The sequence below is a fragment of the Intestinibacillus massiliensis genome (assembly GCF_900155735.1).
Classification (GTDB): Bacteria; Bacillota; Clostridia; order Oscillospirales; family Butyricicoccaceae; genus Intestinibacillus; species Intestinibacillus massiliensis.
In genome coordinates this window covers 429,640-451,029 of sequence record NZ_LT707059.1, presented here as the reverse complement: position 1 = coordinate 451,029, position 21,390 = coordinate 429,640, and the positions used below count along the sequence as shown (strand labels likewise).

The 21,390-nt window shown below is 60.5% G+C and carries 21 protein-coding genes; all 21 read right to left on the bottom strand.

The window, feature by feature from the left end:
* Positions 1–9: 9 nt before the first annotated feature.
* Positions 10–828 carry a sugar phosphate isomerase/epimerase family protein gene (locus CZ203_RS10040; RefSeq protein WP_143436188.1) on the bottom strand — a complete coding sequence of 273 codons (819 nt, stop codon included), beginning with the start codon at positions 826–828 and terminating at the stop codon, positions 10–12.
* 91 nt (positions 829–919) lie between these two features.
* A complete protein-coding gene (gene secF, locus CZ203_RS10035) occupies positions 920–1,828 on the bottom strand; it encodes a protein translocase subunit SecF (protein WP_087065960.1) in 909 nt (302 codons plus the stop codon).
* 18 nt (positions 1,829–1,846) lie between these two features.
* Positions 1,847–3,127, bottom strand: coding sequence for a protein translocase subunit SecD (secD, locus tag CZ203_RS10030; RefSeq protein ID WP_087065959.1), 1,281 nt, complete (start codon positions 3,125–3,127; stop codon positions 1,847–1,849).
* Between the two features lie 138 nt (positions 3,128–3,265).
* Positions 3,266–4,696, bottom strand: a complete 1,431-nt coding sequence (gene purB, locus CZ203_RS10025) for an adenylosuccinate lyase (protein ID WP_087065958.1) — start codon at positions 4,694–4,696, stop codon at positions 3,266–3,268.
* Positions 4,697–4,822: 126 nt separating this feature from the next.
* Positions 4,823–5,953, bottom strand: coding sequence for a pyridoxal phosphate-dependent aminotransferase (locus CZ203_RS10020; RefSeq protein ID WP_087066237.1), 1,131 nt, complete (start codon positions 5,951–5,953; stop codon positions 4,823–4,825).
* Positions 5,954–6,180: 227 nt separating this feature from the next.
* The gene (locus CZ203_RS10015) at positions 6,181–6,831 is read right to left on the bottom strand and encodes a thiamine diphosphokinase (RefSeq protein ID WP_087065957.1); all 651 of its coding nucleotides are present in this window, start codon (positions 6,829–6,831) and stop codon (positions 6,181–6,183) included.
* Positions 6,801–7,700 (bottom strand): ribosome small subunit-dependent GTPase A, encoded by a 900-nt coding sequence (gene rsgA / locus CZ203_RS10010; protein ID WP_235847504.1) that lies wholly within the window; start codon positions 7,698–7,700, stop codon positions 6,801–6,803. The genes CZ203_RS10015 and rsgA overlap by 31 nt, the downstream gene beginning before the upstream one ends.
* Before the next feature lie 21 nt (positions 7,701–7,721).
* On the bottom strand, positions 7,722–9,815 hold the full coding sequence (pknB, locus tag CZ203_RS10005; protein ID WP_087065956.1) for a Stk1 family PASTA domain-containing Ser/Thr kinase: 2,094 nt from the start codon (positions 9,813–9,815) through the stop codon (positions 7,722–7,724).
* A gap of 4 nt (positions 9,816–9,819) precedes the next feature.
* Positions 9,820–10,569 carry a Stp1/IreP family PP2C-type Ser/Thr phosphatase gene (locus CZ203_RS10000; RefSeq protein ID WP_159456464.1) on the bottom strand — a complete coding sequence of 250 codons (750 nt, stop codon included), beginning with the start codon at positions 10,567–10,569 and terminating at the stop codon, positions 9,820–9,822.
* Entirely contained in the window at positions 10,566–11,606 is a 1,041-nt protein-coding gene (rlmN, locus tag CZ203_RS09995; protein ID WP_087065954.1) for a 23S rRNA (adenine(2503)-C(2))-methyltransferase RlmN, read from the bottom strand. The genes CZ203_RS10000 and rlmN overlap by 4 nt, the downstream gene beginning before the upstream one ends.
* The gene (rsmB, locus tag CZ203_RS09990; protein ID WP_087065953.1) at positions 11,603–12,952 is read right to left on the bottom strand and encodes a 16S rRNA (cytosine(967)-C(5))-methyltransferase RsmB; all 1,350 of its coding nucleotides are present in this window, start codon (positions 12,950–12,952) and stop codon (positions 11,603–11,605) included. The genes rlmN and rsmB overlap by 4 nt, the downstream gene beginning before the upstream one ends.
* A complete protein-coding gene (locus tag CZ203_RS09985; RefSeq protein ID WP_087065952.1) occupies positions 12,945–13,649 on the bottom strand; it encodes a zinc metallopeptidase in 705 nt (234 codons plus the stop codon). The genes rsmB and CZ203_RS09985 overlap by 8 nt, the downstream gene beginning before the upstream one ends.
* 45 nt (positions 13,650–13,694) lie before the next feature.
* Positions 13,695–14,627, bottom strand: coding sequence for a methionyl-tRNA formyltransferase (gene fmt / locus CZ203_RS09980; protein WP_087065951.1), 933 nt, complete (start codon positions 14,625–14,627; stop codon positions 13,695–13,697).
* A 1-nt stretch (position 14,628) separates the two neighbouring features.
* Positions 14,629–15,102: a peptide deformylase gene (def, locus tag CZ203_RS09975; RefSeq protein WP_087065950.1), complete on the bottom strand. Its 474-nt coding sequence runs from the start codon at positions 15,100–15,102 to the stop codon at positions 14,629–14,631.
* Positions 15,103–15,117: 15 nt separating this feature from the next.
* Entirely contained in the window at positions 15,118–17,589 is a 2,472-nt protein-coding gene (priA, locus tag CZ203_RS09970) for a replication restart helicase PriA (protein ID WP_087065949.1), read from the bottom strand.
* 1 nt (position 17,590) lies between these two features.
* On the bottom strand, positions 17,591–18,796 hold the full coding sequence (gene coaBC, locus CZ203_RS09965; RefSeq protein ID WP_087065948.1) for a bifunctional phosphopantothenoylcysteine decarboxylase/phosphopantothenate--cysteine ligase CoaBC: 1,206 nt from the start codon (positions 18,794–18,796) through the stop codon (positions 17,591–17,593).
* Positions 18,797–19,138 carry a DNA-directed RNA polymerase subunit omega gene (gene rpoZ, locus CZ203_RS09960; protein ID WP_087065947.1) on the bottom strand — a complete coding sequence of 114 codons (342 nt, stop codon included), beginning with the start codon at positions 19,136–19,138 and terminating at the stop codon, positions 18,797–18,799.
* A gap of 36 nt (positions 19,139–19,174) precedes the next feature.
* Entirely contained in the window at positions 19,175–19,774 is a 600-nt protein-coding gene (gene gmk / locus CZ203_RS09955) for a guanylate kinase (protein WP_087065946.1), read from the bottom strand.
* Positions 19,767–20,036 carry an extracellular matrix/biofilm regulator RemA gene (gene remA, locus CZ203_RS09950; RefSeq protein ID WP_087065945.1) on the bottom strand — a complete coding sequence of 90 codons (270 nt, stop codon included), beginning with the start codon at positions 20,034–20,036 and terminating at the stop codon, positions 19,767–19,769. The genes gmk and remA overlap by 8 nt, the downstream gene beginning before the upstream one ends.
* Before the next feature lie 12 nt (positions 20,037–20,048).
* A complete protein-coding gene (locus CZ203_RS09945; protein WP_087065944.1) occupies positions 20,049–20,924 on the bottom strand; it encodes a YicC/YloC family endoribonuclease in 876 nt (291 codons plus the stop codon).
* Between the two features lie 63 nt (positions 20,925–20,987).
* Positions 20,988–21,390: hypothetical protein (locus CZ203_RS09940; RefSeq protein ID WP_407927729.1), on the bottom strand; the 403-nt coding region annotated here is incomplete at its 5' end.

The window sequence follows — 21,390 nt, the reverse complement described above, 5'->3', positions numbered from 1 at the left end:
TACGGGCGTTCAGCCTACAGGCTGAGCCGCCTTGACCCGGCCATGGACAAATGGCTCTAAATACTCCACCGACCGGCGGAACTGCGCGCGGTCGGCAAAATTGGAAGCATAGACCTCGATGAGCAGGTGCCCGCTATAGTGCAGCGCATGCAGCCTCTGGAAAAACGCCGCGTAATCCATCGCGCCTTCGCCCGGCAGCAGGCAGCTCCTCGTGCTGTCGAAATCATTGAGGTGCACGTTGACCACCCGGTCGCCGACCGCGTCCAGGTATTCGCCCCAATGATGTCCCGCGCGATGCGCCTGCTTTAAATCCAGCGTAAACCCCAGCTCCGGCACCTGTTCATACAGCATGCGTAGATAATTGGGGTTCTCCGACTTGCACCATGCCACGTTTTCCTGCGCAAGCACAAGCCCCTGCCCCGCAGCCAGTTCGCACAGCCGTCGGTAGGCGTCCACCTTGCGCGCAATATCGGCCGCATCCCGGTCGCGGATCACGCTGCGCTCCCCGTGAAAGGTAAAGTAGCGCGCGCCCAGGCCGCGTGCCGCCTCGAAATAGCGCGCATACATCTTCATACCGTCCTCGGTGCGCCGGGCATAATCCGAAAGCAGCATCTGCCCTTCCATAGGCGAAGTGTACGGATGTACCGAAGTAACGCGCAGCCCATGCGTGGAGAGCAGTTCACGGAGCGCCTCAATGTAATCCGGCCGGAATTCCGATTCGGTATTGATGAATACTTCCGCGTTGCTGACGCCCATCTGTGCGGCCTCATAGGCTGCCTGCTCCAATGGCTTCGGATAAAAACAAGCTGTCGAAATGCCGAGTTCCACCGGCAACGCCCCCTTCCCAGGTTCTATTGTATCCAAAGTTACAAAGGAGGATACCCGGTTAACCGGGTATCCTCCTTTAAAATGCAGTTGTTTACGCGTGACGGCGGCGGAAGATCTTACGGAACTTGCCCCACAGGGAAGCAGACAGGAAGATCGAGGAATACGCGCCGCTCACGATGCCGATGATCAGCGGCAGGGTGAAATTGCGCAGGGACGGTACGCCCAGGATAAAGACCATGCCGACCGTCAGCAGGGTCGTTACCGTGGTGTTGATCGTACGGCCCATGGTCTGCCAGACGCTGCGCTCCGCAACATCCTCAAACGGCTCCTTGCGCGCAACGCGCAGGTTTTCACGCACACGGTCAAACACGATAATGGACGCGTTGATCGAGTAGCCCAGGATGGTCAGCGCGGCCGCAATGAAGTTCTGATCCATCTGCACCTGGAAGATGACATAGAAGGACAGCATCACAAACAGGTCGTGCAGCAGGCAAACGACCGCCGCCAGGCCGGATGTAAACTCAAAACGGATCGCGATATAAATCATCATCAGGATTGCCGCGAGGATTGCGGAGATAAACGCGGCTGTCTTGAGGTCGTTGCCGACCGAAGCGCTGACGTCCTCGTTGTTATACAGGTCGTCGTCGGTCAAGTTAAACTTTGCCTTCATCGCCTCGATAACCGCGGAGCGCTTATCGGTGTCGATGCTCGTGGAGCGGATGATCGCCTGCTGGTTCACGCCGGAGCCCGCCTCGACGACCGTACCGTCGACGCCGGTGGCTTCCTTGAACAGGTCGGCGATTTCGCCCTTCATATCCGGGGTCACCGCGGCATGCATGTTAAATTCCATCTCGGTGCCGCCGGCGAAATCGATGGACAGGTTGAAGAAATTCTTGCCGAACGGCAGCGCAATAAGGCTGACGATGCCGACAATGCACAGGATGCAGGAAATGATGCCAAAAATCTTAAAATTCTTAATAATTTGAAATTTACTCTTCATCTGAAAACGCCTCCTTTCTTACGCACCGTAGACCTTGGGGTTTTTGATCCGGAAATCCACCATGCGGTTAAGCAGGAAGTGGGTCACGGTCAGCGCCGTGAACATGGAAATGATAACGCCAAGCCCCAGCGTGGTCGCGAAACCGACGATGGTACCGGTGCCCTTCCAGAACAGCACGGCCGCTGCAATCAGGGTGGTAATATTGGAGTCGAAGATTGCGGTGAAGGCGCGCTTAAAGCCCGAATCGATCGAAGCCTTTACCGACTTGCCCGCGCGCAGCTCTTCCTTGACACGTTCAAAGATGACGACGTTTGCGTCAACCGCCATACCGATTGACAATATGATACCGGCGATGCCCGGCAGGGACAGGTTCACCTTGAGCAGCGACAGGATCACAGCCTCGATGACCATGTAGAAACCGAGCGCGATGACCGAGATAAAGCCCGGCAGGCGGTAGATGATGATCATGAAAATGGCTACCAGCGCAATGCCGATGAGCGCCGCTACGAAGCTGGAGCGCAGCGCGTTGGAACCGAGCTGCGGGCCGACTGCGCGAAGCTCGACCTGATCCAGCGTGAACGGCAGCTGGCCGACGTTGATCAGGTTGGCCAAAGACTTGGCGCTGTCCGCATTAAAGCTGCCGTAGATGATGCAGCTGTCGCTGTCGATGCGCTCATGTACACCCGGCTGGGACTGTGCGACGCCGTCCAGGTTGATCGCCATCCAGTTCTGGCCGTCCGTGCGGGACGAAATCGCTTGGGTCGCGTCGGCAAACTTCTTCTGGCCGTCCGCCGTCAGCGTCATCTGTACATAATGCTCTTCCTTGACGGAGCTTTCGCTGATGCGGCCATACTGCGCCTTGGCTTCCTTGACGTCGGAGCCGTTCAGCCATACCTTGCCGTCAGCATCGGTAAAGGTCAGCTGCGCGGTCGCGCCCAGGATCTTGACCGCGTCTTCCGGGTTCTTGATGTTCGGGATCTCTACGACCAGGCGCTTGTCCCCCTGCAGGGTAACGCTCGCCTCCGTAAAGCCCTCGCGGGTCAGGCGCTCACGCAGCATTTCCTGCGCGGTTTCCATATCCTTGGAAAGGTTGCCGGAATCGTACCCGTCCGGCAGCTGCGCCTCAAATGTAATCGACGAACCGCCCACCAGATCCAGGCCGCGGCGGATGCCGTTCTCCGAATCGAATACGCTTGGGATGATCGTCTTGTCCCCCACGCTAAATCCCATAATCGCGGCAATACCGATCAAAACGATGACCAGCATAACAGCAATGAAGGATATAATGCTCTTCTTCAATGTTTTTACCTCCTTGCATCATTCGCACATGAAGTTTATTATAAACTTCCCGTGCAATAAAGTCAATTGATGTTTGACTTTGGTACAGCATTTGTCATACAAATGCAAAATTGAAAAAAACGATCCTGCCGTTTGCTGTTACAGGTTGATTTCTACCGTGACCTCTTCCCCATCCAGGTAGCGGTCGATGCGGGGATGCACTTCCTCCCGCAGGAAATCGTCCACCTGCGCGGGGCAGCGGCCGATATAGTTCTGCGGGTCAAGTTCCGCCTCGATTTCCGCACGGGTCATGCCGAACATCGGGTCGTTGGCAATGCGGTCGATGAGGTCGTTATCCAGTCCCTCTTCCTTGATCCGCTTGCCCGCCGCCATAGAATGCTCACGGATGCGCTCATGCAGCTCCTGGCGGTCGCCGCCGCGCTTCACCGCGCCCATCATAATATTCTCGGTCGCCATGAAGGGCAGCTCGTTCATCACGCGCTGGCGGATGACCTTGGGGTATACGACCAGGCCGGAAACGACGTTGATCATGATATTCAGGATCGCGTCAATCGCGAGGAAGGCCTCGGGCACGGAAATACGCTTGTTCGCGGAATCGTCCAGCGTGCGTTCAAACCACTGGGTCGCGGAGGTAAACGCCGGGTTCAGGCTGTCGCAGATCACGTAACGCGCCAACGCGCAAATACGCTCGGAACGCATCGGGTTGCGCTTATACGGCATTGCGGAAGATCCGATCTGGTGCGCCTCAAACGGCTCCTCGATCTCTTTGAGGTGCTGCAGCAGGCGCAGGTCGGTCGCGAACTTGGAAGCGGACTGGGCGATACCGGACAGGGTCGCCAGCGCCTGCGCGTCGACCTTGCGAGAATAGGTCTGGCCGGAGACCGGGACAACCCCCGCAAAACCAAAATCGTCCGCAATACGCTTTTCCAGCTCCTTGACCTTGGCGTCGTCGCCGTCAAACAGCTCCACAAAGGACGCCTGCGTGCCGGTCGTGCCCTTGGAACCCAGCATCTTGAGGTTCTCGATGCGGTACTCCACCTCGTCGAGATCCATCAGCAGCTCGTTCATCCAAAGGGTGGCGCGTTTGCCGACCGTCGTAAGCTGCGCGGGCTGGAAGTGGGTAAAGCCAAGCGTCGGCTGCGCCTTGTGCGCATCCGCAAACCCGCCCAGCTTGTCCAGGACGGTGACCAGCTTCTTGCGCACCAGCTTGAGGCCTTCGCGCAGCTGGATAATGTCCGTATTATCGCCGACATACGCGCTGGTCGCACCCAGGTGGATGATGCCGGCCGCCTTCGGCGCCACCTTGCCGAAGGTGTAAACATGCGCCATCACGTCGTGGCGCACCTCTTTTTCCCGCTGGCGGGCAACCTCATAGTCGATGTTTCCGACGTTCGCTTCCATCTCATCAATCTGTTCCTGCGTAATCGGCAGGCCAAGCGCCATTTCGGCCTTGGCCAGGGAAACCCACAGGCGGCGCCAGGTGGAAAACTTCATGTCCGGCGAAAACACATAAAGCATTTCCTTAGAGGCATAGCGTGCGGAGAACGGGCTTTCATATACTGCGTTCAATGTACGACATCCTTTCGGTGTTTATTTTCTATTTTGACACAAAAAAGGCGGACTGCGAAAAGTCCGCCTTTATTTTATCATTTTTTCCCGCTTACTTCAAGAAAAAACGGCGCGAATTTAGTTTGTTCAAGCGTTTTTTATGAACTGTTCTAAACGGTCAAGCCCCTTGTCGATCTCCCGCATGGAAGTTGCATAACTCCAGCGGATGTAACCGGGCGCGGCGAAGGAGCTGCACGGCACGGTTGCAACCTTGCCTTTTTCGAGGAACAGCTTCGCAAAATCCACGTCGTCATGGATCATCTGCCCATACATTTCCTTGCCAATGAAGCTTTCCATGTTCATCATGACATAGAACGCGCCCTGCGGGCGCAGGCAGGAAACGCCCTCAATCCGGTTCATGCGCTCGACCAGGTGGTCGCGGCGCTCCTGGAACTCGAGGCGCATGGCGTCGATATCCTCCTGCGTACCGGTCAGCGCTTCAATCGCGGCATACTGGGAGACCGTGCTCGGCGCGGAGGTGGAATGGCTGAGGTAGTTGCCCATCACCTTGGCGATCTGCTTGTTGGCAGCCGCATAGCCGACGCGCCAGCCCGTCATCGCATAGGACTTGGAAACGCCGTTGATCAGGATGGTGCGCTCCTTGACGTCTTCGCCCAGCGAAGCGAAGGATACGAACTCCAGGTCGTCATAAATCAGGTTGCAGTAAATCTCGTCGGCGATCACATATACGTTGCGGCGCACGCACACATCCGCGATCGCCTGCAGCTCCTCGCGGGAATAGACCATGCCGGTCGGGTTGGAGGGCGAGTTGAGCATGACAACCTTGGTGTTTTCCGTGATCGCGGCCTCGAGCTGCGCCGCGCTTACCTTGAACTGCTGCGCTTCCGTCGCTGCCACGATAACCGGCACCGCGCCGGCCTGCTGCACCATCTCGCTGTAGGATACCCAGTACGGCGCAAGGATAACCACCTCGTCGCCCGGGTTGCACAGGGTCATGAGCGCAATATAGACGTTGTGTTTTGCTCCGGACGCGACCACGATCTGATCCGGCGTATATTCCACACCGCAGTCCAGCTTGAGGCGCAGGCATGCGGCTTCTTTCAGCGAAGGCAGGCCGGACGCGGGCGTGTAGCGCGTATGGTCCCCCATAATCGCGGCAATCCCCGCCGCCTTGATCCTCTCAGGGGTCGGGAAATCAGGCTCGCCGGCGCCGAAGCCGACGACATCCTCGCCGCGCGCCTTCATCTGTTTGTACATTGCGTCAATCGCAAGCGTCGTGGACGCCTGTACCTGCGAGGCAATTTTTGAAATGGGTTTTAACACAACCAACCTACCTCCATAGATTCTCTCTTTAATCGTCTTCCTTATTATATTCTTGTTGTTTTTGTTTTGCAAGTACGACTTTTGGAAATTGCAAAACAAACACAACAAAAAAAGCCACCGCACCCATTGGGTACGATGGCGAATATACACAAAATATCCTGTCAAAGGTCGGTTGTGAAAATAATGAGCGCGGTTCCCTGTCCAATTTCCACTTCAAAGGGCGAATCGCCCGCTTCGTTTGAAATGGAGATCATGCCTTTACGCAACAAAGTTTGATGCTCCAACGGGTATTTTGCGCCCCGTATTGTGACGTCCTGCAGTTTTTCATCCAGCGGGATGATGGAAAAATACCGGTATTGGCCCGGCATTTTGAAATGCTGGCATCCGCCTTCATGCAAAACAGCCATGTTCTGATGGTCAAGCAGCGTGCAGCGCCCGCCGTAGTCCCGCGCCTCCTCCAGAAGCGACAGGTTGGCAAGCAAGTGGTCGAGCCGGCCGCCTGTTGCGCAGACGAGCGTGACCTCCGCGCAGCCGCGCGCAAACGCCTCGCGCATGCAGGACTGCGTATCGGTGTCGTCCTTTTCCGGCCGCAGCCGCAGGACTTCCGCCGCCTCGCCGGTATCCTCGCCCGAGTCAAAGTCGCCGATGGCCAGGTCGGGCTTCAGCCCCAGCGCGTGCGCGTGACGCAGCCCCCCGTCGGCACAGATGATTACAGCATCCGGATGTCCCGCAAGGAACGCCTGGATATATCCGTATTCCGATTCCGGCGCGGCTGCAAAAATCAGCGCGTGCCGCCCTTTGAAAGCTCCCATTGTTTGATATCCTTCACACTGTCATAAAGTTTTACGTAACTCTCGTGCCGGGAGCGGGCAATTTCGCCCGCTTCGACCGCGGCGATGACCGCGCAGCCCTTTTCCTTGACATGCGCGCACCCGGTGAACTTGCACTGCCCTAAATAGGGCGCAAATTCCGGGAATGCGTATTGCAGGTCTTCCGCGAGCACCAGATCCATCTGCTCCGTATCGAAGGAAGAAAACCCGGGCGTATCCGCGATAAAGCCGCCGTCCGGCAGCTTCATCAGTTCGACGTGGCGGGTCGTGTGCTTGCCGCGGCCGATCCGGTCGGATATCCCGCCCACTTGCGCGCCAAAGCGGTCATCCAGCCGGTTGAGCAGGCTGGATTTCCCCACCCCGGAGTTTCCGGCAAAGGCGGCGGTCTGCCCGCGGAGCCGGGCGCGGAGGGCGCTTATGCCCTCCCCCGTCTCCGCGCTGACGCACAGTGTCTCAATGCCCGCCTTATGATAGATTTCCGCAAGGGCGGCGCCGTCGTCCAGGTCGGCCTTGTTGATGACGAGCAGCATGCCGATCCCCTTGTGCGCCGCAATCGCGAACACCTTATCGATCATAAAGGGGTCGGTCTTCGGGGGCGCGCATGACGCGACCACCACGAGCAAATCCAGGTTTGCGACCGCAGGGCGCACCAACTGGTTTCGCCGGGACGCGATATCAATCAAGTAGCCCGTACCGTCTTCCGGCTGGATTTCCAGCGTCACGTGATCCCCCACGATCGGCTTGCCGACCGTTTTACGGAATTTGCCGCGCGCCTTGCACTCAACCAGCCCATCCGGCGTATCCACATAATAAAAGCCGCCGATCCCCTTTAAAATCATGCCTTCCGTCAAACACTCGCTCCCTTTTCCCAATTACTTAAAAGTCACTTCCTGGTTGGAGGTATAGCCGCCGTTGACCGTAACAGTCAGCATCTGCGTGCCGCTGCCCTCCAGCGTGATGCTCTGGGATTCGCCCGCGCCGGTCAGGGTACTGTCATAGAGCACCGTACCGTCGGACTGCTTCACGACGATGCGCGCGCTTTCGCGCTCCGCAGCCGGGATTGCGACGTCAATGGTCGCGCTGCCCTTTTGCGGCGCCGGGGCCGTACTGCCGCCGCCGTCGTCGGGCTTTTGTTCACCCCCGCCGCCGTCCGTCGGCTCGTCGCCTCCCGTTTCCGGCGCGGCCACGCCGCTTGAGACCTCCAAGATGACCGTTTTATCCTTGGAAACCGTTTCGCCTGCGTCCACCGACTGGCTGACGACTAAATCCTTTGTTTTGTCGCTTGCGACAATATGGATTTCCGATTTGATTTCCAGCGCGTCAAGCGCCTTGACCGCGTCGTCCTTCGGCGCGCCGACCACGTTGATCATCACGCCCATGGCGTTTTCATCCTTACCGCTGCTCACGATCACCGTCAGCGTTTCGCCGCGTTTAAGCTTCGTGCCCTCTGCCGGCTCGGTGCGGATGACCTTATCCTTTTCGACCGTATCCGAAGTCTCGTCCGGCCCGCGGCGTACGATCACGCCCGTGTCCTTCAGCAGCTCCTTGACCTCGTCATAGGTGTAGTTTTCAAACTTCTCAACCGTATATTCCTCGTCTTCCTTGGCATTGCCGGCCGAGCATACGGTAAGCGTAATTGTGGCGCCCTCGGCGACCTTTTCGCCTGCTGAGGGATCCTGCTTCAGGATTTCGCCGTCCACGCCGTTTTCGTCCTGCACCGTTTTGGTCTTGAATTTGAAATTCCGGTACGCGTCGTCGCTCAAATCAACATACTCCGCGAGCGTGGTATCCGAAATGTTGCGACCCACCAGGTTTGGCACTTCGACCTTGCCGCTGCTGCCGCTGGAAACCATTAGCCAGCCGACGATAACGGCAAATATTACAAATGCCACCACAGCCGTCGTCGCCACGGCAACCGGGGAGCTGAAAAACCCCTTTTTCTTGCGCTGCGGGCGCGGCGCATACCCTTCCGGCTCTTCACGTACCGGCTGGTAGCGTGCGTGCTGCTTTTGCGGCTGCGCGGGTGCGGCGGAAGCCGCGTGCCGGATGTCCGCATAATTCGGCAGCGCCTGCGTCTCGTCCAAGGAGGGCGCTTCACCGCGGATGGATTCCCCGTCGTACTGAAATGTCACATTGGGGTCGTTTTTCAGCTTCTGCAGGTCGTTATAAAGCTCCTCCGCGGAGGCATACCGACGGCTTGCCGTCGGGCACATCGCATGCATGACGATATCGTCCATCCCGCGAGGGATGCCGGGCACCACCTCGGACGGCAGCAACGGCATCGCGCTGATGTGCTGCATGACGATGGCGAGCGCATTATCGCCCTCAAACGGCAGCTTCCCGGTCAGCATCTCGTACATCACGACGCCGAGCGAGTAGATATCCGTACGGAAATCAATCGTCGACCCCTTGGCCTGCTCGGGGGAGATATAGTGCACCGAGCCGATGGCCTCCTGTACGACGCGCGTTTCCTGGCTCGTCGCGGCAAAGCTCGCGATGCCGAAATCCGTGACCTTGGCCGTGCCGTCGCGCAGGATCAAAATGTTCTGCGGCTTGATATCCTGATGGATGATGCCGCGGCTGTGGGCGTGGCTGAGCGCCCGGGCGATCTGCTGTGCAAAGAACAGGGCTTCCTGCCAGGACAAATGCCCCTTCTTTTGCAAATACTCCTTGAGCGTGATGCCCTCCATAAGCTCCATAACAATGTATTCCAGCCCTGGGGTGTGGCTCACGTCGTAAACCGATACGATATTGTTATGCGACAGTTTGGCGACCGCCTGCGATTCCATATAGAACCGGCGGCGGAACTCCTCATCCTGTGCAAATTCTTCCTTCAAAATCTTGATTGCGACGAAGCGGTTCAGCACCCGGCATCGCGCCTTGTACACGACGGACATGCCACCGGTCCCGACGACTTCCAGGATCTCGTACCGGTTATCCAGCAGCTTCCCTATGTACTGGTCCATACGATTACTCCTTCCCTTCCGGTGTTTCCCGCTTAAATAATACGGCCGTTACGTTATCCGCGCCGCCGTTTTCCAGGGCGCGGGCAATCAGCGCGTCGACCGCCGCCTGCAAGTCCGCGGCCTGTGTTACCAGCGCCGCAATATCCTCGTCGCACACCATGCCGGTTAACCCGTCAGAGCACAACAGCAGGATATCGTCCTCCCCAAGCTCGACCTCGTACAGGTCGCAGTCGACTTCGGGTTCCACGCCAACCGCGCGGGTAATCAGGTTTTTCTGCGGATGGCTGCGCGCCGCTTCCTCGGTAAGCTTGCCGCGCCGCAGCATCTCCTCCACGTAGGAATGGTCCTGCGTCAGGCGTTCCGCGCCGTTTTTGCCGATGCGGTAGGCGCGGCTGTCGCCGACGTTCGCCAGCACCAGGCTGTTACCCGTTGCAAGGCCGCCGACCAGCGTCGTCCCCATGCCGCGGAATTCAGGCTGTGCGCCCGCAAGGTCAAAAACCGTGCGGTTGGAATATTTCACGCCGTCTACGAGCACGTCGCAGATATACCCGCGGTCCATCTGCGGCTTTATCGATTGCCGCATGACCCCCATGAAGCTTTCAATGGCGAACCGGCTGGCCACATTGCCCGCGTTCGCACCGCCCATCCCGTCGCATACTGCAAGCAGCGCGGCTTCGGGCTGCAGGTCGATTGCGAATGCATCCTGATTGGTTGGCCGGACGCACCCCTTATCGCTTTTCCCAAAGGCTATCACGTTTTTTGTCCACCTTCTTCTATGTTCCTGCGGCGAAGCTGGCCGCAGGCCGCGTCGATATCCGGACCCAGGCGGCGGCGCACCGTCGCGGCGATCCCATGGCGCTCCAGGATTTCCTGAAACCTGCGCACGCTTTCCCGCGTGCTGGGCTGCAGGGCGCTTTCCTTGACCGGGTTCAGCGGGATGAGGTTGACATGCGCCGGGCGGCCGCGCAGTAGCTTTGCCAGCTGCTCCGCCTGCCACGGCCTGTCGCTCACGCCGCGTGCCATTGCATATTCATACGACACGCGGCGGCCGGTAATGTCGAAGTACCGCCCCGTCGCCTCGAGCAGCCGCTCGATCGGAAAGCTCTTGTTGACCGGCATCATCTTGCTGCGGCTCCCGTTATCCGGCGCATGCAGGGATATGGACAACGTGATTTGCAGCTTCTCCTGTGCCAGCGTTTCTATTTTATCAGCTAATCCGCTTGTTGACAAGGAAATATGCCGCTGCCCGATGTTGATCCCTTGCTCGCAGCTGACAATATGCAGGAATTTCAGCACATTTTCATAATTATCGAGCGGTTCGCCAGTGCCCATCAGTACAATATTATGGATATTCTCCCCACTGTCCTTTTGCATAAACAAAATTTGGTCTAAAATTTCACCCGCGGACAGGTTGCGCTTGAGGCCGAACAGGCCGGAGGCGCAAAACGCGCACCCCATACGGCACCCCACCTGCGTGGAGACGCAGGCCGTGTTGCCGTGCTTATAGCGCATCAGCACGCTTTCGACACAGTCGCCGCCCTGCAGCTCCCAAAGGTATTTCATCGTGCCGTCCAGCTGGGAGACCTGCCGGCGCACGGCCTTCGGCACGGTCAGCACAAAGCTTTCCGCCAGCTTCTGGCGCAGCGCCTTGGACAGGTCGGTCATTTCGTCGAACGAACCCACGCCCTGGTGCAGCCATTTGAACACCTGCCCCGCACGGAAGGGCTTTTCGCCCAGCGCGGCAAGCTGCCCCTTCAGCTCGTCAAATGTAAGGGATTTTATCTCGGTCATGCGTTTCTCCTCAGCTTTGCAATGAAGAACCCATCCGTATCATGTACATGCGGCAGCAGCGTCACCATACCGTCCTGCCGCTCGCCGCAGGCCGGATGGGTAAACGGCACGGCGGAAAAACCCGGATGCGCGGCAAGGAAACCCTCCACCACGCCGGCGTTCTCCCGTTCCAGGACGGTGCAGGTGGAGTACACGAGCGTGCCGCCCGGCCGGACATACTGCGCGCAGTTTTCCAGAATCGCACCTTGCAGCGCGGGAAGCCCCGCAAGCTCGGCTTCCGGCTTGTAGCGGATCTCCGGCTTTTTCCGGATAATCCCCATCCCGGAACAGGGCACGTCGCACAGCACGAAGTCCGCCTGACCGGCAAGGCCATTTTGCAGCCGTGTCGCATCCGCCAGCCGCGGCTCGATACAGCCAAGGCCAAGGCGCGCCGCGCCCGCCCGGATCCTGTCCAGCTTATGTTCGTAGATATCGCAGGAAACGACCCGCCCGGTATCCTGCATGCGCGCGGCGAGCGCAAAGCTTTTGCCGCCTGGCGCGGCGCAGCAATCGACCGTCAGCGCGCCCGGCGTGGGCGACAGGATATCGGCGCACACCGCGCCCGCGCCGTCCTGTACCGTGACGAGGCCGTCCCGGAACAGCGGCAGGGATGCGATATCGCCGCCCGCGCACAGGATGACGTCCGCGATGGCCTCGTGCGGCCGCGGTTCAAACCCGGCGTCCGCTAGTGCGCGGAGCGCGTCCTCCCGCGTCGTACGCAGCGTATTGACGCGCAGCGACAGCGGCGCGGTGCGGTTGTTTGCCTCGCAGATCTTGCCAGCTTCCTTTTGCCCGAACTGCGCGGACAGCGCGCGCACCAGCCATTCGGGATGGCTGTAGCGCAACGCGTAATAACGCTCCTTGTCCGGGCAGTCCAGCACCGGCAGGCCGCCCTCCTGCGCCGCGCGCGCGACCGCACGCAGCACGCCGTTGGCATAGCCGACGGTACGCGGGCTTGCGTGCGCGTATTTCTCAATCAGCGCGACCGTTTCCCCCACGGCGGCATGCGCCGGGATGCGTTCCATCATCGTGAGCTGGTACACGCCCAGGCGCAGGCAATCGAGCACGCGCGGCGCGATTTTCCGCAGGCGCACGCTGGAAAACTTCGCAAGGTAAAAGTCGCACATCGCGCGGTTTTGCAGCACGCCGTAGCACAGGCGCGTGGCCAGCGCCGCATCCCGCCCGGGCAGGCCGGCGCGGGCGAGGTATTGGTGCAGCGCACCGTCCGACCAGGCGCCGTCCTCCGCCATGGAGAAAAGGGAAAAGGCGGCGACTTCACGCGCCGTCGCCGGACGTTTTTTAATCATTCCGTCTCCGTCCTCCGAAAATGAGCAGCAAGCGCAAGAGCTGCGCCAGCGACATGGCAAGCGCCGCAACATAGGTCATCGCCGCCGCCCACAGCGTTTTTTTCGCCATCGGGTATTCCTCCTCGTCCAGCAGGTAGCCGGAACGGATCGCGGCGAGCGCACGGCGCGACGCGTCCAGTTCCACCGGCAGGGTGATGAGCTGGAACAGCGTGGACAGCGAAAACAGCAGGATGCCTGCAAAAATCATCAGGTCGCTGTTGAAAAGCAGGCCGATCAGCAGCAGCGGCCAGGAAAGCGTCGACCCGAACTGCGTCACCGGCACAATTGCGGCGCGCAGCTTGATCGGCGCGTAATTGACCGCGTACTGCACGGCGTGCCCGGCCTCATGGCAGGCCACGCCGATGGCCGCCACCGACGCCGAATCGTACACTGGCGCAGACAAACGGATCACGTTGCTGCGCGGGTCGTAATGGTCGGTCAGGTTGCCCGCCACGCGCTCAAACCGCACGCCGGTGACCCCGTTCGCGCGAAGCACCGCTTCCGCGGCCTGCGCGCCCGTCACGCCGCGGCGGTTACGCACCTGCGAATACTTGTTGAATGTGGATTTGACGCGCATCTGCGCCCAGAGCGCCAGGATGACGCAGGGCACGATCAGTACCAGATAGTACATATCGAAGCCGTAATAATATCCAAACATGTTTTTACCGCCAATCTCTCAGAATATTGATACTGCCGGTATCTTTTATGATTCCCCCAGCACCGTCCCGGACGGGACGGCGTGCCCGCGCAGGTAATCCCCCGCCTGCATCCTTTTGCCGCCGACGACCTGGATCTCTGTCAGGCGCAGCGCGCCGTCGCCGCATGCGACGACCAGACCGCTTTTCGGGTCGGAAACAAGCACCGTACCCGGCGCGCCGCTGCCCTGCACCGGCTCCGCCGCATACAGCTTCATGCGCTCGCCGTGCAGGGTCGTCAACGCGACCGGCCACGGGTTCAGCCCCCGCACCAGGCAGTCGATCTCCCGCGCCGTGCGGCGCCAGTCGACCTGCGCCAGCTTTTTATCCAGCATGGACGCGTAGCATGAGGCCGCGTCGTCCTGCCGCTCCGGCACAATGTCCCCCTTTTCCAACCGACGCAGCGTCTCGCTTAAAAGTTCCGCGCCCGCGGTGGCGAGGCGTTCATAAAGTTCGCCCGCCGTTTCCCGCGCGCCGATCTCGGTCTCATACCGTAGCAGCATGTCTCCGGTATCCAGCCCGGCGTCCATCTGCATCGTCGTCACGCCCGCGGTACGGTCGCCCGCGATCACCGACCACTGGATTGGCGCCGCGCCGCGCCAACGCGGCAGGAGCGACCCGTGGACGTTGACACAGCCGTAGCGCGGCAGGTCAAGCACATACTGCGGCAGGATTTTCCCGTAGGCCACCACCACGATGATCTCAGGGGCGAGTTCCTGCAAAAGCGGCAGCACCGCCCCGTTTTTAAAGGTTTCCGGCTGGTAAACCGGCAGTTTTGCCTGTAAAGCTAGTTGCTTTATAGGAGGCGCAGTCAGCACCATTTTACGTCCCTGCGGCTTATCCGGCTGGCTAAATACGCCGACAACGTCATGGCCATCGTCCAGCAGCCGCTTTAGGCACGGCACGGCGAAGTCCGGCGTGCCCATGAAGACTATCCTCATGTTATTCCGTCTCCACGTCTACGTATTCTTCCACCTTTTCCGTGAAAAGATGCCCGTCCAAATGCTCGGTCTCATGGCAGAAGCACTGTGCGACCATACCCTCGCCCGCACGCTCAAACCAGTTGCCGTTGCGGTCCTGCGCGCGGATCACCGCATAGTGCGGGCGGGTGACGTAGCCGTATACGCCGGGCACGGACAGGCAGCCTTCGATCATGCGCTCCTCGTCGCGCTTCTCGATCACTTCCGGGTTCACCAGTTCCACCAGCTCTTCCGGGTCTTTGTTCACGTCAAGCAAAACGACCACACGGCGCAGGATGCCGACCTGGGGCGCGGCGAGGCCGACGCCGCCCGACTCGCGCAGCGTTTGGGCCATATCGTCCAGAAGCGTGTGCAGGCGTTCGTCAAACTGGGTGACCGGGCGGCAGCGCTTGTTCAGCGTTTCGTCGCCCTGCTTTAGGATATTTCTCGTGGCCATCTTTCAAAACACTCCTTATAATGAATCTGGGTTCTGGTCTGCGAACAGGGACACGCCCCTGTTCTGTTTATCACGGCTGAACTCCCGCATCACGCCGGAGATCAGCTCCCTGCGGCGTTTGTGGTCGGGGCAGCGCATCGACAGGTGATAGCGGAACCGCCCGCTGACGCGCACAACCGTGGCCGCTGCGGGGCCGAGCACCGCGCACTTCATATCGCGGAACTGCCCTTCCATCAGGCCTTCCAGCCTGGCCTTCAGACGCAGGAGGGCGGCGAGTACCTGCTGTTCGACCTCCCCGGCCGCCGTTAGGACTAAAAGCTGCGCGACCGGCGGGTCGAGCAGCGCGCCGCGCTCCTCAATTTCCATTTCGTAAAAGCCCTCATAATCCTGCCGCGCCGCGGCAAGGATCACCGGATGCTCCGGGCTGAAGGTCTGTATCACGGCGCGCCCCTCGGCAAAGCGCCGCCCGGCGCGTCCCACGACCTGGGTAATCAGGGAAAACGTGCGCTCCCGCGCGCGGTAATCCTGTGCGTATAGGCTTTGGTCCGCGTCGAGCACGCCGACCAGGGTGACTTTCTCAAAATCCAGCCCCTTGGTGACCATTTGCGTACCGAGCAGGATGTCGGCGCGCCCTGCGCCGAAGGTGGACAGCAGCTTTTCATGCGCGCCCCGCGTCGCCGTCGTATCCGCGTCCATACGGAGCACGCGCGCGGACGGGTAACGTGCATGGAGCTCCTCCTCCACCTTTTGCGTGCCGGGCGTTTCCGTATGGAGGTGCCGACTGCCGCATTCCGGGCAAATCCCGGTAATTTTAATGGAATATCCGCAATAATGGCACATGGCGCGTCCGCTTGCGGAGTGGTAGGTCAACGTCGTCGAGCAGGAAGGGCACTCGGGCACCCAACCGCACATGGAACAGCCGATGACGCGGCTGTTGCCGCGCCGGTTCAAAAACAAAATCGTCTGTTGCCGGTTCTCGAGGTTTTTCTCTATTTCCGCGCCCAGCACCGGGCCGATCGAGCCGCTGTAGCCCTGCCGCATCAGGCCGCGCATATCCGCGATGAACACGCGCGGCAGAGCAGTGCCGAGGTAACGCTCCGTCAGGCGAAACACAGGGTATTTCCCCTGTTTCGCCCCCCAAAAGCTCTCTACCGAGGGGGTTGCGGAGCCAAGCACCAGCAGCGCCCGGTTGTGCGCGGCACGGAATTTTGCAATATCCCGCGCATGGTAACGCGGGGATTGTTCGGATTTATAGGCGCCGTCCTGCTCCTCGTCCAAAATGAGGAGCCCAAGGCTCTGTACCGGCGCGAACACGGCCGACCGGGTGCCGACCACCACGCGCGCGGTACCGGCGCGGATTTTCTTCCAGCCGTCGTACCGTTCGCCGGCGGACAGCGCGGAATGCAGCACCGCGACCTCGCCGCCGAAATGGGAGACAAAGGTGCGGATCAGCTGCGGCGTAAGCCCGATTTCGGGGACGAGCACGATGGCGGACTGCCCGCGTTCGAGCACATCCGCAATCAGCTTGATGTAGACCTGCGTCTTGCCGCTGCCAGTTACGCCGAACAGCAACGCCGCCGAAGCCTGATCCTGTGCCAGCAGCGCCCGCAGCCCTTCATACGCGCCCTGCTGCTCCTTACTGAGCACCGCTGGCGGCGCGGGCGGGACCTCTGAAAAATCCGGCGCGCGAAGGCGCTCCTCCCGGAACACTTCCAGGACGCCGTTTTTCACCATCGTACGCAGCACGGAATCGGTCGCGCCGGTCATGTAGCACAGCTCTTTCCAGCCCATCGCGCCGCCGTCCGACAGGCAGGACACCACGTCCGCGCGTACCGGGCTGCGCCCGCGCGCGACGCGCTGCTGCGCCTCTTCCGGCTCGATCGCAAGGGTGACCATGCGCTCCGTTTTATCCAGCGTCTTTTGCATGATATTGCTGCGGTATACGAGCACGCCTTCCGCGCACAGCGCGTCGAGCCGCGATACCACCGCACGGCCGCGCAGTGCTTCCGACAGCTCGGCCAGCGTGTGGGCGGGCTGTTCCAGCGTAAACAGGGACAGCAGCCGCCCCTCCTCCTCCGGGCGCGCATGCAGCGCGGCAAGCGCCGCCGCGTCGACCCCCGGCGCGAGGGCATAGGTTTCATTGCGCCGGAACCACAGCCCGGCGGGCAGCATGGCGCGCACGCAGTCAAAAAAGGTGCAATAAAGCCGCTCCCGCATGTAAACCGCAAGCCGGATCATCTCGGTATCCAGCACCGGCGTTTCATCCAGGATTTCGCAGACCGGCTTGAGTTTATCCGGCTGCGCCACAGCCTCGCGGAACGCCAGCAAAACCCCTTCACTGCGCAGGTTCCCCCGTCCAAACGGGACGAGCACGCGGCATCCCACCCGCGCCTGGCCTGCAAGTTCGGCGGGGATGCGGTAATCATATAGTTTGTCAATCGCATATGTCGCAGCGTCCACCGCGACAGCGCCGATCAAACCCTCCATCTCAGTTGCCCCGCCGTAGCGCAAGCAGCCGGTCGAGCACGATGTCGGCAAGCGCATCCTTCTGCATCAGCTCGACCGGCTCTACCCGGCCGTCGCGGTACAGCAGCGTCGCCACGTTCGTATCGTGCGCGAACCCCGCGCCCGCGACTTTGAGGTTGTTGGCGACCATAAGGTCGCAGTTTTTCTTTTCCAGCTTGGCGCGCGAGTTTTCGAGCAGGTCGCGCGTTTCCATGGAGAAACCGCAGACCGTCTGCCCTTCGCGCTTGTTTTGCCCGATTTCGGCCAAAATATCCGGGTTGCGCACCAGCGCAACCGACATTTCGCCGTCTTTCTTCTTCATTTTGTCCTGCGCCTGCTGCGCCGGGCGGTAATCGCCGACCGCGGCGGCCTTGATCACGATATCCTGCCCCTGCAGGCGGCTCATCACCGCCTCCCGCATGTCAAGCGCGGAAACCACCGGCACAAACGTAACGCCCGCCGGGGCTTCCAGGGCGGTCGGGCCGGACACCAGCGTCACCTTTGCCCCGCGGGCATGCGCGCGCGCGGCGAGGGCGTAGCCCATTTTGCCGGTCGAGTGGTTGGACAGGAAACGCACCGGGTCGAGCGCCTCGCGCGTCGGCCCCGCGGTTACAAGCACCGAAAGGCCGTCGCAGTCGTGCGTCGTCGCGGCGTCTGCGATGGCCTGTTCTATGCGCGCCACGTCGGCCAGCTTACCGCGGCCGGAATCGCCGCAAGCAAGGTGCCCGTCTGCCGGGTCGACAAAAACTGCCCCGCGCGCCTTTAAAATCTCCATATTTTGCTGCACAACCGGGTTTTCATACATACCCGTGTTCATCGCCGGCGCAACGACCAGCGGCGCGCGCGTCGCGAGCAGCGTCGTCGTAGCCATATCGTCCGCAATACCGTGCGCCGCCTTGCCGATGATGTTGGCTGTGGCCGGGGCAATCACGAACACGTCCGCCCGCTTGGCAAGCGAGATATGCTCGACCTCCCATGAGGCGGTACGCGCAAACATGTCGCTGACCACGGGGTGGTTGCTCATGGTCTCCATCGTCAGCGGCGTGATGAACTCGCAGGCCGACCGGGTCATGATCACGTAGACCTCCGCCCCGCGCTTGCGCAGGCGGGACACCAGGTCGGCCGCCTTATAGGCGGCAATGCTGCCGGTGACGCAGAGCACGACGTTTTTGCCCTGTAGCTCTTTCATTTACTCCTCATCCTCATCCAGGATATCTTCGATTTCATCGGCTTCCGCCAGCTCGGCTTCTTCCTCTTCCTCATCCTCTTCCACAAAATCGAGGTCGAGCGTGCCAGCGATATCGGTCGCCGCGACCGTCGGGATGATCTTTTCCACACGCGGACCCGGGCGGTAAACGATCTTGCCGTCTGCAATCTCGTCCAGCGCCAGCTTGACCGCCTTATCGTCGAGCGGCTCGCCGCTTTCTTCCGCCTGTTCAGACAGGTCGCGCGCACGCTGTGCGGCCAGGTTGACCAGTAAATAACGGTTGCCCACTCGTTTCATCAGTTCGTTCATGGATGGCTTCAGCATATTGTTACCCTCTTCTTCCTTGGTTTGTTATGTTGCTTATTTTATCGTATGTACTTCGCCGTTTTTACGCGAAATCCGGCAACGCTCGGCAATAAAGATGGCGGAAAGGTCGCGCACCGCCGCCTTGAGGTCGTCGTTCACCACAAGGTAGTCGAACTCCTCCTGGTGGCGCAGTTCCTCCCGCGCGGTCGCAAGGCGCGCTTCCACAGTCTCCTCGCTCTCGGTGCCGCGCCCGCGCAGGCGGGACGCAAGCTCGTCGAAGCTGGGCGGCGCGACAAAGATCATCACCGCGTCCGGGCGTTTGCTGTGGACAGCCATTGCGCCCTGCACCTCGATCTCGAGTACGACGTCGTACCCCTCTTCCAGCTTCTGCTGCACCGGGGCTTCCAGCGTCCCGTAACTGTTGCCCACATAATGAGCGTATTCCAGGAACGCGCCGGCCTCCACGCGGCGGTCGAACTCCTCCCTGGAAAGGAAGAAGTAGTGCACGCCGGCCTGCTCCCCCTGGCGTGGGGCGCGGGTCGTCGCGGAGACCGACAGGAACAGCCTGTCGTCCTGCGCCATGACCCGGCTTAAAAGCGTGCCTTTCCCCGTGCCGGAAGGGCCGGTAAAAATATAAAGTGTCCCTTTACGCATCCTCCGGCACCTCGTCTTCCGTATCGGCATGGCCGCCCAGGCGGCCCGCCACGGTTTCCGGCTGGATCGCTGACAGGATGACATGGTCGCTGTCCATGATCAGGACGGCGCGCGTACGGCGGCCATAAGTCGCGTCGATCAGCACGCCGCGGTCGCGCGCTTCCTGTATGATACGCTTGATCGGCGCGGACTCCGGGCTTACGATCGCGACCACGCGTCCTGCCGAAACCATGTTCCCGAACCCAATATTGATCAGCTTCATCGCCTTGCCCCCTTATTCGATGTTCTGGATCTGCTCTCGGATCTTTTCGATCTCGGCCTTGAGGGAAACGACAATATTGGCAAGCTGCACGTCGTTGGCCTTAGAGCCGATGGTGTTGGACTCGCGGTTCATCTCCTGCACCAGGAAATCCAGCTTGCGCCCTACCGGCGCGTCCTCTTCCAGCATCAGCCCAAGCTGGTGCACGTGGCTGCGCAGGCGGACGGTCTCTTCGTCCACCGCGGTCTTATCCGCAAAAAGCGCCGCCTCGGTCAGGATGCGCTGCGGGTCAATCGACGTATCCGCAAGCACCTCGCGCATGCGCTTTTCCAGCTTTTCGCGGTATTCCTGCACGCACTGGGGCGAACGCTCCTCCACCTGGGAGACCAGCCCGAGGATGGTCTCCATACGGCCGGACACGTCGGCCGCCATCTTGCGGCCCTCGCGCCCGCGCATCACGTCGAACTCATCGGCCGCCTGCCCAAGCACGGTAAGGACGTCCTTCTTGAGCGCCTCGATGTCCTCTTCTTCCTTTTCGGCGGTAAGCACGTCCGGCAGCTTCGCAATCGACATGACGCTGATGTCGTCGCGCAGGCCGAACCGGTCGCGCAGGGCGGAAAGCGCCTCCAGATACCCTTCCGCGACCTTGTCGTTCAGTACGATGCGGGTATCCGCGCCGCCGACCGCATTGACCGACACGAAGATATCCACCTTGCCGCGCGCGATGCGCTGGCCGGCCGCTTTCTTTACTGGGTCTTCCAGGAAGCCGTACATGCGCGGCGCCTTCACCGTGCAGTCAAAATAGCGGTGGTTTACCGCGCGCAGCTCCACTGTAATTTCACGGTCGGACAGCGTTTCACGCGCCCTTCCATAACCGGTCATACTTTTCATCGTTTTAACATCCTCACTCTTTTTGTGGTATTCCGCCCAAACCGGGTGCGGTACCGGCCAGCTTCACTCCGGCGGGAAAATACGCCGCAATAGCTGGAGCAGCCGGGAAAACGCGATATCATAAAGCACAAAAACAACAAAATACAGCAGCACCGCGACCACGAAGGCCGCGCCTGTATCCAGGGAATCGGGCAACACGCGCATCGAAGGCGCAAGCAGCATGGGCGCCGCCAGCAATACAACCCCCAGCGCAACCCCGGCGCAGCCCAGCTTGCACACCCACTGCAAGGGCTTGGCACGTAGCTTTTCAATTGCGTATTTGAGCAGCGTATACGCGCCGAACACCGCGGTATAGGCAAACGCGGCCGTTTTCTTTGGTAAAATCAAAAAGCCCAGCACCGCACTCGCCACATAGACGCACATGCCGAGCGCGACCCGGCGGCGGGACAGCGGCGCGGCCGGGACG

Coding starts and splice junctions, on each gene's coding strand:
- secF (WP_087065960.1), bottom strand. CDS start 1,828: ATGAAGAGTAAATTTCAAATTATTAAGAATTTTAAGATTTTTGGCATC.
- CZ203_RS10020 (WP_087066237.1), bottom strand. CDS start 5,953: ATGTACAAACAGATGAAGGCGCGCGGCGAGGATGTCGTCGGCTTCGGC.
- CZ203_RS10015 (WP_087065957.1), bottom strand. CDS start 6,831: ATGGGAGCTTTCAAAGGGCGGCACGCGCTGATTTTTGCAGCCGCGCCG.
- pknB (WP_087065956.1), bottom strand. CDS start 9,815: ATGGACCAGTACATAGGGAAGCTGCTGGATAACCGGTACGAGATCCTG.
- rlmN (WP_087065954.1), bottom strand. CDS start 11,606: ATGACCGAGATAAAATCCCTTACATTTGACGAGCTGAAGGGGCAGCTT.
- rsmB (WP_087065953.1), bottom strand. CDS start 12,952: ATGATTAAAAAACGTCCGGCGACGGCGCGTGAAGTCGCCGCCTTTTCC.
- CZ203_RS09985 (WP_087065952.1), bottom strand. CDS start 13,649: ATGTTTGGATATTATTACGGCTTCGATATGTACTATCTGGTACTGATC.
- fmt (WP_087065951.1), bottom strand. CDS start 14,627: ATGAGGATAGTCTTCATGGGCACGCCGGACTTCGCCGTGCCGTGCCTA.
- def (WP_087065950.1), bottom strand. CDS start 15,102: ATGGCCACGAGAAATATCCTAAAGCAGGGCGACGAAACGCTGAACAAG.
- priA (WP_087065949.1), bottom strand. CDS start 17,589: ATGGAGGGTTTGATCGGCGCTGTCGCGGTGGACGCTGCGACATATGCG.
- coaBC (WP_087065948.1), bottom strand. CDS start 18,796: ATGAAAGAGCTACAGGGCAAAAACGTCGTGCTCTGCGTCACCGGCAGC.
- rpoZ (WP_087065947.1), bottom strand. CDS start 19,138: ATGCTGAAGCCATCCATGAACGAACTGATGAAACGAGTGGGCAACCGT.
- gmk (WP_087065946.1), bottom strand. CDS start 19,774: ATGCGTAAAGGGACACTTTATATTTTTACCGGCCCTTCCGGCACGGGG.
- remA (WP_087065945.1), bottom strand. CDS start 20,036: ATGAAGCTGATCAATATTGGGTTCGGGAACATGGTTTCGGCAGGACGC.
- CZ203_RS09945 (WP_087065944.1), bottom strand. CDS start 20,924: ATGAAAAGTATGACCGGTTATGGAAGGGCGCGTGAAACGCTGTCCGAC.